10 protein-coding genes are annotated in these 12,045 nt (G+C 71.7%); 6 read left to right on the forward strand and 4 right to left on the reverse strand.

Annotated elements, in window-relative coordinates; genetic code table 11:
- Together ACOV8S_RS05515 and ACOV8S_RS05520 are read right to left on the reverse strand one after the other, a co-directional pair.
- A partial coding sequence (locus tag ACOV8S_RS05515; RefSeq protein WP_448317362.1) for a MerR family transcriptional regulator occupies positions 1 to 733 on the reverse strand: 733 nt, incomplete at its 3' end.
- The gene (locus ACOV8S_RS05520) at positions 720 to 1,412 is read right to left on the reverse strand and encodes a HEAT repeat domain-containing protein (RefSeq protein ID WP_448316395.1); all 693 of its coding nucleotides are present in this window, start codon (positions 1,410 to 1,412) and stop codon (positions 720 to 722) included. The genes ACOV8S_RS05520 and ACOV8S_RS05515, both read right to left, overlap by 14 nt.
- A 142-nt stretch (positions 1,413 to 1,554) precedes the next feature.
- Between ACOV8S_RS05520 and ACOV8S_RS05525 the strand changes: the two genes are divergently transcribed.
- On the forward strand, positions 1,555 to 2,256 hold the full coding sequence (locus ACOV8S_RS05525; protein WP_448316396.1) for a YciI family protein: 702 nt from the start codon (positions 1,555 to 1,557) through the stop codon (positions 2,254 to 2,256).
- Positions 2,253 to 3,482, forward strand: coding sequence for an RNA polymerase sigma factor (locus ACOV8S_RS05530; protein ID WP_448316397.1), 1,230 nt, complete (start codon positions 2,253 to 2,255; stop codon positions 3,480 to 3,482). Before ACOV8S_RS05525 ends, ACOV8S_RS05530 begins: the two co-directional genes overlap by 4 nt.
- Before the next feature lie 64 nt (positions 3,483 to 3,546).
- Here the strand turns inward: ACOV8S_RS05530 and ACOV8S_RS05535 are convergent, their stop codons facing one another.
- Positions 3,547 to 5,001 (reverse strand): endo-1,4-beta-xylanase, encoded by a 1,455-nt coding sequence (locus ACOV8S_RS05535; RefSeq protein WP_448316398.1) that lies wholly within the window; start codon positions 4,999 to 5,001, stop codon positions 3,547 to 3,549.
- A gap of 92 nt (positions 5,002 to 5,093) precedes the next feature.
- On the reverse strand, positions 5,094 to 6,059 hold the full coding sequence (locus tag ACOV8S_RS05540) for a glycoside hydrolase family 6 protein (protein WP_448316399.1): 966 nt from the start codon (positions 6,057 to 6,059) through the stop codon (positions 5,094 to 5,096).
- A gap of 431 nt (positions 6,060 to 6,490) precedes the next feature.
- Here ACOV8S_RS05540 and ACOV8S_RS05545 point away from each other — a divergent pair, with 431 nt between their 5' ends.
- The 4 genes from ACOV8S_RS05545 to ACOV8S_RS05560 form a co-directional block, all read left to right on the forward strand.
- Complete coding sequence (locus ACOV8S_RS05545; protein ID WP_448316400.1) at positions 6,491 to 7,504, forward strand: LacI family DNA-binding transcriptional regulator; 1,014 nt, start codon at positions 6,491 to 6,493, stop codon at positions 7,502 to 7,504.
- A 682-nt stretch (positions 7,505 to 8,186) separates the two neighbouring features.
- Positions 8,187 to 9,632 carry a non-reducing end alpha-L-arabinofuranosidase family hydrolase gene (locus tag ACOV8S_RS05550; RefSeq protein ID WP_448316401.1) on the forward strand — a complete coding sequence of 482 codons (1,446 nt, stop codon included), beginning with the start codon at positions 8,187 to 8,189 and terminating at the stop codon, positions 9,630 to 9,632.
- A 163-nt stretch (positions 9,633 to 9,795) separates the two neighbouring features.
- On the forward strand, positions 9,796 to 10,791 hold the full coding sequence (locus ACOV8S_RS05555; protein ID WP_448316402.1) for a PaaX family transcriptional regulator: 996 nt from the start codon (positions 9,796 to 9,798) through the stop codon (positions 10,789 to 10,791).
- A 277-nt stretch (positions 10,792 to 11,068) separates the two neighbouring features.
- On the forward strand, positions 11,069 to 12,045 hold a 977-nt coding region (locus tag ACOV8S_RS05560; protein WP_448316403.1), incomplete at its 3' end, for an extracellular catalytic domain type 1 short-chain-length polyhydroxyalkanoate depolymerase.

Raw genomic sequence — 12,045 nt, forward strand, 5'->3', positions numbered from 1 at the left:
GGTCGAGGAGGGTGGGGACCGCGTCCGCCTCGCCGCGGGTGCCGAGGGCCAGGGCCGCGCGGCTGCGGACCGCGGTGTCGGGGTGGGTGAGGGCGCCGCGCAGCGAGGTGGTGGCGGTGTCGCCGGGCAGGGCGGCGAGGCACTGGGCTGCTCGTTCCCGCACGGCGGCCGACGGGGAGGTGAGGCCCTCGGCGAGCAGGGTGGCGGCGCTGTCGCCCGAGCGGGCCAGGGCCCAGCGCAGGGCGCCTGCGACGTTGGGGTCCGTCTCGTGCAGGGCCGCCTCGACGAGGGCCTCGGTCGGGACGGGGGAGCCGGTGCCCGAGGCGAGGGCGGCGCGTTGACGGGTGTGGGCGCTCTGGGAGCCGAGGGCCTGCAGGAGGGAGACGACCTGGAGGACGTCCTGCCAGTCGGCGGCGTCCGCGGCCTCGATCCGGCGCAGGCGGGTCAGCAGCTCGGTCTCGGCGGCGATGCGGTCGCGGGTGCGGCGGATGAGGTCGCCGACCAGGGCGGCGGGCCGGAACGCGGGGTCGTCGAGGGCGCGCCCGATGTCGCGGAGCGGCAGGCCGAGGGAACGCAGGCTCTCGATGTGGAAGATGCGCCGGATGTCCTCCTCGGAGTACTCGCGGTAGCCGGAGCTCGTGCGGGCGGAGGGCCGGACGAGGCCGAGGGACTCGTAGTGCCGGAGCATGCGGGCACTGACACCGGATCTTTTCGACACGTCACCGATCAGCACGGTGCTCATCGTCCGTCACCGGGGCGCCGTGCAGGGCGCTGACGCGCTTGGCCTCCTCGATCGCCGTGGCGAAGCCGGCGTCCGGGTCGTGCAGCAGTCGTTGTGCGGCGAGCGCGTGCGCGCGGACGTGGGGGGCGTCGGCGGACGTCGCGGCGTGCAGGACCGGTACGGCCGCGTCGCCCAGGGCGGCCAGGGCCTGGCTGAGGCTCAGCTGGGTGTCGTGTCCGCCGCGGCCGAGCTGGGTGGCCAGCGTGGTGGCCAGGTGGGGCTCCTGTCCCGGCGGCACGAGGACGACGGCGGCCCGCCACGCGCTGGTGGCGACCTCGTCGTCGGGGTCGCACAGCAAGGTGCGGGTGATCGCGGACCATGCCTGTCGGTCGCCGATCTTGGAGAGGGTGTGCAGGGCCTGGCTGCGGGCCTGGGGGCGCTCGGAGCGGACCTCGCGGAGCAGGGCGGGGAGGGTCAGGTGCGCCGGGTGACGGGTGAGCGCCCAGGTGAGCATGTCGCGGACGAAGAACTCGGGTTCGACGGCGCATCGCTCGACCAGGGCGTCGATGGTGCGGGGGTCTGGGGTGGTGCCGATCGTCAGGGCGGCCCGGAGCCGGACGGAGGTGCGGTGGTCCGTCAGTGCGCGGAGCGCCAGCGTCGTCGGGTGCGGGTCGTGGTCTGTCGTGGTCATGGGGACCAGCTCCTCGGGGACGGGGACGGGGACGGGGCGGAGGGGCGCGAGAAAGATTTCCTCGACGAAATATCGGTCGCCCTGTCGGATCCGGCGGAAACCCTTCGGCGTCCTCATGAGACGTCCGGAAGGAGAAACGGTCATGAAGTACGTGTTGTTCGTCGCCACCGACCCCGCCGGGGAGCCGACCGACGAGAGCCCGGAGGAATGGGTCGAGAAGTGGAACGGCCGCGGCGTGCGCGTGGAGGGAATGCCGCTCAGGCCCGTCGGCGAGACCAGGACGGTCCGCGTCCGCGGCGACCGCGTGCTGGTCACCGACGGCCCGTTCGCCGAGACGAACGAGTGGGTCGCCGGATACGACCTCGTCGAGGCCGCCGACCTCGACGAGGCGATCGAGGTCGCCGCCTCGCACCCGATGGCGACCGGCGGGCGCATCGAGATCCGGCCGGTCGAACCGCTCGACCTCGGCCCGGGCACCGGCAACGTCCCGCACGAGGGTGACGTGCCCGCCGCACGCTTCCTCGGGATCCTCCGGACCGACCCCGGCGCGCCGCCCTTCACACCCGACCCGGACGCAGTGGCCCACTGGATCCTCGAGGGCGTCGCGTCCGGCCGCTACCTCGGAGGCGAGCACCTGCGGCCCGTCCACGACGCCACCCTCGTGCGCCGCCGTGAAGGGGAACTGCTGGTCACCGACGGGGCGTACGCGGACGTGCCGCAATGGGTGTCGGGCATCGTGTTCATCGACGGCGAGTGGGAGGAAGCGGTCGACTACCTGGCCCGCTGTCCCATGGCGCGGTCAGGGACCGCCGAGCTGCGCGAGTTCTGGACGGACCTCTCGTGACCACCGGTCCGTCGGAGGTCCGGGCGGCGCTGGCCGAGGCGTACCGCGGTGAGTGGGGCGTCGTCTTCGGCACGATCGTGCGCCTGACCGGCGACTGGGAACTGGCCGAGGACTGTGTCCAGGAGGCGTTCGCCCGCGCCCTGCCCGCCTGGGAACGGGACGGAGTGCCACGCAAGCCGGGAGCGTGGCTGGTGGCCGCGGCCCGGAACCGCGCCCTCGACGTGCTGCGCCGGCGGACGACCGAACACGGGAAGCTCGCCGAGGCCGCCGCGGTCGAGGCGGCCCGCGAACCCGGGCCGCCCGGGGACGAGAGGCTGCGGCTGGTGTTCACCTGCTGCCACCCGGCGCTCCCCGTCGAAGGCCGGGTGGCACTGACCCTGCGGGCGGTCGGCGGCCTCACCACGCGGGAGATCGCCCGCGCCTTCCTGGTCGGCGAGGACACCGTCTCGCAGCGGATCCTGCGGGCGAAGCGCAAGATCGCGGACGCGGGGATCCCCTACCGGGTGCCGCCGCCCGGGGCACGTGCGGAGCGGCTGGGCGGGGTGCTCGCCGTCGTCTACCTGGTGTTCACCGAGGGGTACGCGCCCAGCGACGGGAACACCCTCCGCGACGCCCTCGCCGAGGAGGCGATCCGGCTCGCCCGGCTCGTCGCCGCCGAGGCTCCCGAGGAGCCGGAGGCGCGGGGCCTGCTCGCGCTGCTCCTGCTCCAGCACTCGCGGCGCGCCGCCCGGCTCGACGAGGACGGCGGCCTGGTCACGCTGGAGCGCCAGGACCGGACACGGTGGGACCGGGCGCTCGTGGCCGAGGGCGTGGCCCTCGCCCGCCAGGCGCTGCCGGCGGGCGGCCCCTACGCGATCCAGGCGGCGATCGCCGCCGAGCACGCCCTCGCCCCGGTCGCCGCCGCCACCGACTGGGGGAGGATCGTCGGTCTGTACGACCGCCTCCTGGTCCTGAGCCCCAATCCGGTGGTCGCGCTCAACCGCGCGGTCGCCGTCGGGATGCGCGACGGTCCGCAGGCCCAGCTGGACGCCGTGGATGCCCTGGGAACGCCCAAGGAGCTGGCCGGCACCCACGCCCTGCCCGCCGTCCGCGCCGACGCCCTGCGCCGCCTCGGTCGTACGGGCGACGCGGCGCGGATGTACCGGGCGGCGCGGAACGCGGCTCCGAACGCGGCGATCTCCCGTGAGTACGACCGCCGTCTGACCGAGTTGGACCTGGGAGGGTGACGGCGCCCCGGTGGGGCCCCCGGGCATCCGGGGGCCCCACCGGGGCGCGTCCGTCGCGGATCCGTCAGGTGCGGGTCCAGCGCTGGTTGCTGCCGCCCGAGCAGGAGTAGAGCTGGATCTGGGTGCCGTTGCCGGTTCCGGCGCCGACGGCGTCGAGGCAGAGACCGGACTGGACGCCGACGATCGATCCGTCGGAGTTCAGGCGCCACTTCTGGTTGTCGCCGCCCCAGCAGCTGTAGATCTGGACCTTGGCGCCGTTGCCGGTGCCGGCGGCGTCGAGGCACTTGTTGCCGTAGACCCTGAGCTCACCGGCCGCGGTGGACGACCACTGCTGGTTGGTGCCGTTGTTGCAGTCCCACAGCTGGACCTGGGTCCCGTCCGTGGTGCTCGCGTTGGGCACGTCGACGCAGCGGCCCGAGGCCACGCCCTTGATCGGACCGGCGCCCGAGGGCGACGTGGGGGTCGGCGTGGGGTTGGGGTTGGTCGAGCCGCCGTTCAGCGCGTTGAGGACGGCGGTGTAGGCGGCCTTCTTGCTGCCGTCGTTGTTGAACAGCAGCGGGGTGTCCCCGGACCGCCAGGAGTCGCTGTCGCGCACACCCCAGACGGTGATGCCGAGGCAGCGCGACACGGCCAGGCAGTCGTTCACCACGGCGGCATACGTCGTGGACGAGGCTCCCTGGATGTCCAGTTCGGTGATCGCCACGTCGACGCCCAGGGCCGCGAAGTTCTGCAGCGTGGTGCGGAAGTTGCTGTTGTAGGGGCTGCCGCTGTTGAAGTGCGACTGGAAGCCGACGCAGTCGATCGGCACGCCGCGCTGCTTGAAGTCCTTGACCATGTTGTACATGGCCTGGGTCTTGGCCCAGGTCCAGTTCTCGACGTTGTAGTCGTTGTAGCAGAGCTTGGCGGCCGGGTCGGCGGCACGCGCGGTGCGGAAGGCCACCTCGATCCAGTCGTTGCCGGTGCGCTGCAGGTTGGAGTCGCGCCGCGCTCCCGAACTTCCGTCCTGGAAGGCCTCGTTCACGACGTCCCACTGGGCGATCTTGCCCTTGTAGTGGCCCATCACGCCGTTGATGTGGTCGATCATCGCCTGGCGCAGCGAGCTGCCGCTGAGGTTCTGCATCCAGCTCGGCTGCTGGGAGTGCCAGGCCAGGGTGTGGCCGCGCACCTGCTTGCCGTTCTGCGTCGCCCAGTTGAAGACGCGGTCGGCGGAGGTGAAGTTGAACTGACCGCGCTGCGGCTCGGTCGCGTCGATCTTCATCTCGTTCTCGGCCGTCACCGAGTTGAATTCACGGTTGGCGATCGTGGTGTACGTCGAGTCGTTCAGCCTGCCCGAGGCGATCGCGGTGCCGAAGTACCGGCCGCTCTGCTTCGCCGCGGCGCCGAGCGTGCTCTCGGCGGCGCTCGCGTCCGGCGGCCCGATCAGTGCGAGGGACGCACCGAGGACGCCGACGAGCAGCGCGAGTAACAGGCTGCGGATCTTCCGGTGGACCAGGGGTCCGGGGAGGGCGTTCGAGCCCATGACTGTTCCTCCTGATGAGGCATCGGGGGAGTGGGGGAAGGGTGAGGGACGCGGCCGTCGGGCGGGGACCCGGCCGGGCCATGCCCTCGGGATCAGTAGCCGTAGATCATCTTGTAGGCGACCTCGGGGAGGAACTGGCCGGCCGAGGAGCCGGCCCCGACCCCGCAGTTGCCGTCGGACTCGCCGGGCGTCTTGATCCACAGCAGCATCTCGGCGCCGCCGCCCAGCCGGGTGGGCGTGCCGATCCTGCGGCCGGAAGGGTTGCACCACTGGCCGTTGGAGCCGTTGCCGTTGCGGCTGGTGTCCACCACGAACGGCTTGGTGTAGCCGTAGCGGGAGCTCAGTGCGCTGTTGACGGCGTTGGCGTAGGCCGTGTTCTGCGCCGTGGTGAAGTAGTTGGAGACGTTCAGCGAGAAGCCGTGGGCCTGCCGGAGACCGGCCTCGTGGAGACGGCGGGCCATGGTTCCCGCATCGGTCCAGCCCGGGTTGCCGGCGTCGAGGTAGGCCCAGGTGTTGGGGGCCTGGCGGCTGAACTCGGAGAGGGCGCCGGTGAGCATGGCCTCACGCTCGTCGATCTGGGCCTGCGTCATGCACCCGTAGTCCCCGAGGGAGTCGGGCTCCAGGATGACGACGGCGGGGCGACTGCCGATCCCCCCGGCGAACTGGGCTATCCAGCTCGCGTAGGCGGAGGGCGAGGAGGCCCCGCCCGCGGAGTGTCCGCCGCAGTAGTCGCGGTTGTAGATGTTGTAGGCGACGAGCACGGGCAGCTTGTCCCGGCTGTCCGCGGCGCCCGCGAACGCCCCCGTGGCCGTGCCGATGGTGCCGCTCCAGGAGCCGAACCAGCGGGCCATGGGGGTGTTGGCTATCGAGGAGTTGATCGCGGCCGCCCGGCCGTCGCCGGGGTTCGCGGCGGTCCACCGCTTGGCGCTGGAGTCGGGGTCCACGTAGAACCCGCTGGTCATGGTGGTCGGATCGGCCGCGTGGGCGGACGGGGCGGCGGCGAGCGCGAGCGGCAGGGCGGAGAACGCTGCCAGCAGGGTGCGGAATCTGCGGCGCATGTGTGTACCTCGATTTCCTGGCAGTGACGCGCCGCCGGCCTCGTCCCGAGCGTGCGACGCGCTGAAGGAAGTGCGATGGTGCGGCGTCCCCGTGCGGTGCCGGTCCTCCGGAGGGGCGACACAGGCAGGAGTCGAGCACGTCCTCGGGGGAGCGCTCCCATACTGGAAGCGCTTCCAGCCCTGAGGTTTAGGGGGATGCCATCGGTAAGGTTGTGGCGTTCCGCTTGTGCTGTCAAGAGGCGGGGAGAGAGCGGCAGTCTTACCGTCGGTAAGGGGCCGCATCTGTCTGGAAGCGCTCCCAAATCTGTCCTGGGAGGCACCCTCACCGGCCGCCGTGACGTCGTCGGTAGGGCCGGCTCGGCCCTACCGGGGGAGGCGGCGGCATGCGCGAGGATGGAGGCCGCCCGGTCGACAGGAGAGGATCGCGTTACATGGCAGAGGATGCGCCCCGTCGGCAGCCGACGCTCGACGAGGTGGCCGAACTGGCAGGCGTCTCCCGCTCGGTGGCCTCACGTGCCCTGAACAACGCCCCGCACGTCAGCCGGCTCAAGCGCGAGGCGGTCGCGCGGGCCGTGCGGCGGCTCGGGTACGTGCCCAACTCGACCGCCCGTGCGCTGGCCACCCGGCAGACAGGCGCGGCCGCCCTGGTGGTCTCCGGGGAGGACCCGTCGATCTTCGCCGACCCGTTCTTCGCCCAGGTGATCGTCGGGGCGTCGGCCGCCCTGGAGGAGGCCGACCTGCACCTGATGCTCTGTCTGGCCGCTTCCGACCGGGGCCGCAGGAGGGTGGAGGAGCTCCTCCGCTCCAACGGCGCGGACGGCGTGATGCTGATGGCGCTGCGCGAGGACGATCCGCTCGCCCGGATGGCCGAAAGGGCGACGATGCCCGTCGTGTTCGGCGGACGACCGGTCGGCTCGGTACCGCGCTGGTACGTGGACGTCGACAACGCGGGGGGCGCGCGTGAGGCGACCGAGTACCTGATCGCGCTCGGCCGCACGCGCGTGGCCGCCCTCTGCGGCCGGCTGGACACCGAAGCCGGACGCACCCGGTACCGGGGATACCGGGACGCCATGCTGGCCGCCGGTCTCGACCCGTTCCCGCCCCGGGCGGGGGACTTCACCGAGAGCAGCGGCGCCGCCGCCATGACCGCGCTGCTCACCGAACGCCCGGACGTCGACGCGGTGTTCGCGGCCAACGACAACATGGGCGTGGGAGCGCTGCGCGCGTTGCGCGAGGCCGGCCGACGGGTGCCGGACGACGTCGCCGTGGTGGGCTTCGACGACCTGGCCGTCGCGCAGGTGTCGGACCCGCCACTCACCACCGTGCACCAGCCCATACAGGCCCTCGGGCGGGAGATGGCGCGCATGCTTGCCGCACTCGTCAACGGGCAGGACCCGTCCGCCCTGATCCTGCCGACCCGGCTGATCGTCCGCGCCAGCGCCTGAGGGCGGTCCCGGGAACGCGACACCCACGGCTCGGGCTCCCGGACCTGCGGATTCCGTGTTAGCGGTAACAACTCACCCGGACAGGTGCGTTCTCCGCCGCGTCCGCCGAAAGGTGCTGCCCGGCCGGGGGAGGCCGGGTGTGGCGGGGTGGCATGGCCGGAGAACCGGCCCGTGACCGACCCGCACCTGCCCGGTCACCCGTTCGGTGCCTGGCCAGGTGTCCCGCGGGAGCGAATAGACAATGGTCAGTGCCGTGGAGCGGTGTGTCGAGGGCGTGTGGCGGGGTGTGGTCCGCCGACCGCCACCCGTGACGGCGGATCAGCTGCCTTTCTCGGACTGCCGGTGATTTCCGCTGCACGAGCCTGGCCTCCCGGCGGTGTTAGCGGTAACAATCAACGGCGTCACAGTCCCATCCGTTCCACCTCGCTTGATGGCACTCGACCCCCTTCGGGGGGTGGGGCACGGTGTGCATTGAGTTCGAGGTCCGGCGCAGGCCGGTGCGCTTCGTGGACACGAGAAGCCACCGGGTGCCGCTGGTCCGGTCACGGGTTTCGCGGGACCGGGGAGGCCGCGCGGCCTGACCCGGACCCGACGGACCGCCGACGCACAGCACCACATCGACAGTCCGGACGGTCCCCCACGGGCCGGGCCGGAACCCTTTGCCCAAGACGAGGAAGTCCTCATGCGCAGAGAGAATCTCCATCGCAGGCATCTGTCCGCGGTGTTCGCCGCCGCGGTCGCGGTGCTCGCCGCGCTGGCGGCGATGCTCGTGGCCCAGCCGGCCCAGGCCGCCTCCAGTGGCGCCCTGCGCCACGCCCCGTCCAACCGGTGTCTGGACCTGCCGAGCTCCAACACCGCCAACGGCACGTACCTGCACCTCTGGGACTGCAACGGGCAGTCCAACCAGCAGTGGACGCTGACCGACAGCAACCAGCTGACCGTGATGGGCAGGTGCCTGGACGTTCCGGGCAGCTCCACCACGGCCGGCGTCCAGTTGCAGATCTACGCCTGCAGCGGCGGCGCGAACCAGCAGTGGCGGGTGAACTCCGACGGCACGATCGTCGGCGTGCAGTCCGGCCTGTGCCTGGACGCGAAGGACAACGGCACGGCCAACGGCACGAGGATCCAGCTGTGGACGTGCACCGGCCAGAACAACCAGAAGTGGAGCGGCCTGACCGCCGGCGGCGGGTCCACCCCGACGACGCCCCCGCCGACAGGCGGCTCGTGTTCGCTTCCGTCCTCGTACCGGTGGTCCTCCACGGGCGCGCTGGCGCAGCCGAAGAGCGGGTGGGTGTCGCTGAAGGACTTCACCGCGGTGAAGCACAACGGCAAGTTCCTGGTCTATGGGTCGTACTCGACGGGCTCCTCCTACGGCTCGATGGCGTTCAGCCCGTTCACCAACCCGTCCGACATGGCGTCGGCCGGCCAGAACGGGATGAGCCAGGCGGCCGTGGCGCCGACGCTCTTCTACTTCGCGCCGAAGAACATCTGGGTGCTGGCCTACCAGTGGGGCTCCGCGGCCTTCATGTACCGCACGTCCAGCGACCCCACCAACGTCAACGGCTGGTCCTCGCCGCAGGCGCTGTTCACCGGCAGCATCTCGGGTTCCGACACCGGTCCGATCGACCAGACGCTGATCGCCGACGGGCAGAACATGTACCTGTTCTTCGCCGGTGACAACGGCAAGATCTACCGGGCGAGCATGCCGATCGGGAACTTCCCCGGCAACTTCGGCTCCTCGTACACGACCATCATGAGCGACACCAAGGCCAACCTGTTCGAGGCCGTCCAGGTGTACAAGGTGCAGGGCCAGAACCAGTACCTGATGATCGTCGAGGCGATGGGCGCCAACGGCCGCTACTTCCGCTCCTTCACGTCGTCCAGCCTGAGCGGGTCGTGGACCCCGCAGGCCGCGAGCGAGAGCAACCCCTTCGCGGGCAAGGCCAACAGCGGCGCCACCTGGACCAACGACATCAGCCACGGCGACCTGGTCCGCTCCAACCCCGACCAGACCATGACCATCGACCCCTGCAACCTCCAGCTCCTCTACCAGGGCAAGGCCCCGAACTCGGGAGGCGACTACAACGCCCTCCCGTACCGGCCGGGCATCCTCACCCTGCAGCGCTGACGCACACCACGTGAGGAACCCCGGCCGTACCTCGGCCGGGGTTCCTTCCCTGCGTGCGGCGAGGCGGTTCCGGGAGGGCGGGGCAGGTTCGCGGCTCTTCCAAACGGCCGGTAGGTTGCGGGAGTTACCGAACCAGCCGTACGCAGCCGTGCCGGGGAGTGTCGTGGCCCGTCCCTTCGACGTCAACGAGATCTATCCCGACGACCCGACCGACTCGGTGCGGCTTCCCCGCCGGAGGGCCGGGGGTTCGCCGCAGAGCCTCACGGTGACGCTGCTGGCCGACTACACCCTGCGCACCCGCGCGCCCGTTCCGTCCGGGGCGATCGTCGCGCTGCTGGGCGAGTTCGGCGTCACGCCCGCCGCCGGCCGCACCGCCATCAGCCGGCTGGCCCGGCGGGGCGTGCTGGAGAGCAGCCGGCAGGGGCGGCACAGTTCCTACCGGCTCAGTGACCCTGCCGCGGTCAACCTCTCCCTCTCGGGCCATTCGATCGTGGCGTTCACCGAGCGGGCCGAGAAGTGGGACGGCACCTGGACGGTCATCTCCTTCTCGCTCCCCGAGGGCCGCAGCGCGGAGCGCCGGACGCTGCGGGGAAGACTGCGCTGGCTCGGGTACGCGCCGCTGTACGACGGGCTGTGGCTGTCACCCCGGCCGTTCACCCCCAGGGCGCGGGAGGAGCTGGCCCAGGTCGGCCCGGGATCGCTGACCGTCTTCCGGGCCCGGCACGTCGAACTGGAGTCGACCGCCCGCCGCGATCCGCTCGACGCCTGGGACGTCGACGCCATCGCCGAGGAGTACACCTCCTTCGTCGAGCGCTGGAGTCCGCTGCTGACACGGATGCGGGCCGGTGGCGTGGGCGGCGTCGAGGCCGTGTGCGCGCGCACCGAGGTCATGGACACCTACCGCCGGTTCCACGTCCTCGATCCGCGGCTGCCGATGCGCTGCATGCCGTCGGGCTGGCGGAGGGAGCAGGTCAGGGACCTCTTCACAGCGGTCTACGACGGACTCGCCGGGACCGCCCAGGAACACGTCCGCGCGGTGGCCGCGCTGCCCTCCGGCGCGGACGGCGGCATCGGGGCGCACACCACCGCGGACCTGCTCGCGGGAGTGCGGCTCGGTGGGTCTCCGGAGGCCAACTCTCGTTCGACGCAGATTGATTGACGGTTTTCTGTCCGGGGGATACGGTCATTGTTATATGAGGCATGGGGCTCCTGGGCCTCATGGTGGCCGCCCGCGGCCCTCGGTCCTTGTCCGCGAGGGCCGCGGGCCGGTCCCCTCCACCGGCCGAGGCCTCGACGCTCACCGCTCCATCGGCCCGCGGTTCCGCCGGCCGCAGACAGCCGCGCCCGCGTCGCGATCCCGCGCGTGGGCGCTCCCCCCACCGCCGGCACGGTCGGCCTCGGCCGGATGCCGTACGGCGCATTCCGAGGAGTCCGCAGTGAAGAGATCACGCAGACCGTTAGCAAGGCTGGCCGCCGTCGTGGTGGCGGTCGGCATCGCGCTGATCGGCCTGGTCACGGTGGTGCCCGCGCAGGCCGCGTCGCTGACCCAGGTGACCGGCTTCGGCGACAACCCGGGCAACATGCAGATGCACGTCTACGTGCCGGACAGCCGTCCCGCGAAGCCGGCCGTGGTGGTGGCCATGCACGGCTGCGGCGGCACCGGCCCGAACTTCTACTCCGGCAGCGAGTTCGCCTCTCTCGCCGACCGGTACGGATTCATCGTCGTCTACCCGAGCGCGACCCAGTCGGCGGGCTTCGGCAAGTGCTTCGACACCTGGTCGGACGCGGCCAAGCGGCGCGGCGGCGGCAGCGACCCCGTCTCGATCAACTCGATGATCAACTACGTGAAGCAGCAGTACAACGCCGACCCGAACCAGGTGTTCGCCACCGGTAGTTCGTCCGGCGGCATGATGACCCAGCACATGCTCGCCCTCTACCCGGACGTCTTCAAGGCCGGCGCCTCCTTCATGGGCGTTCCGTTCGGATGCTTCGCCAACGCGGCGGACTACCCGCCCAGCACCAGCAAGTGCACCGGCGGAAGCATGAACAGAACACCCCAGCAGTGGGGTGACCTGGTGCGGCAGGCCTACCCCGGGTTCAGCGGGACGCGGCCGAGGATCCAGCTGTGGCACGGCACCGGCGACACCCTCGTGCCCTACTCGCTGCTGCAGGAGAGCGTCGAGCAGTGGACCGACGTGTTCGGGCTGAGCCAGACGCCGACGTCCTCCGACACCCCGCAGTCGGGCTGGAACCGGCAGCGGTTCGCAGGCGCCTCCGGTGTGGTGAACGTCGAGGCGTACAGCATCCAGGGCGCCGGTCACTCCCTGCCGTCGACCGGGATGGCCGCCCAGGCCGTCCAGTTCTTCGGCCTCACCGGCAGCACCCCGGGCCCCGGCCCGACGACCGGCACCCC

It is taken from the genome of Streptomyces sp. CO7 (assembly GCF_053474865.1).

What these genes read in the sequence shown, in the direction of transcription:
- ACOV8S_RS05525 (WP_448316396.1), top strand. Translation starts at nt 1,555, where the DNA reads ATGAAGTACGTGTTGTTCGTCGCCACCGACCCCGCCGGGGAGCCGACC.
- ACOV8S_RS05535 (WP_448316398.1), bottom strand. Translation starts at nt 5,001, where the DNA reads ATGGGCTCGAACGCCCTCCCCGGACCCCTGGTCCACCGGAAGATCCGC.
- ACOV8S_RS05540 (WP_448316399.1), bottom strand. Translation starts at nt 6,059, where the DNA reads ATGCGCCGCAGATTCCGCACCCTGCTGGCAGCGTTCTCCGCCCTGCCG.
- ACOV8S_RS05520 (WP_448316395.1), bottom strand. Translation starts at nt 1,412, where the DNA reads ATGACCACGACAGACCACGACCCGCACCCGACGACGCTGGCGCTCCGC.
- ACOV8S_RS05550 (WP_448316401.1), top strand. Translation starts at nt 8,187, where the DNA reads ATGCGCAGAGAGAATCTCCATCGCAGGCATCTGTCCGCGGTGTTCGCC.
- ACOV8S_RS05545 (WP_448316400.1), top strand. Translation starts at nt 6,491, where the DNA reads ATGGCAGAGGATGCGCCCCGTCGGCAGCCGACGCTCGACGAGGTGGCC.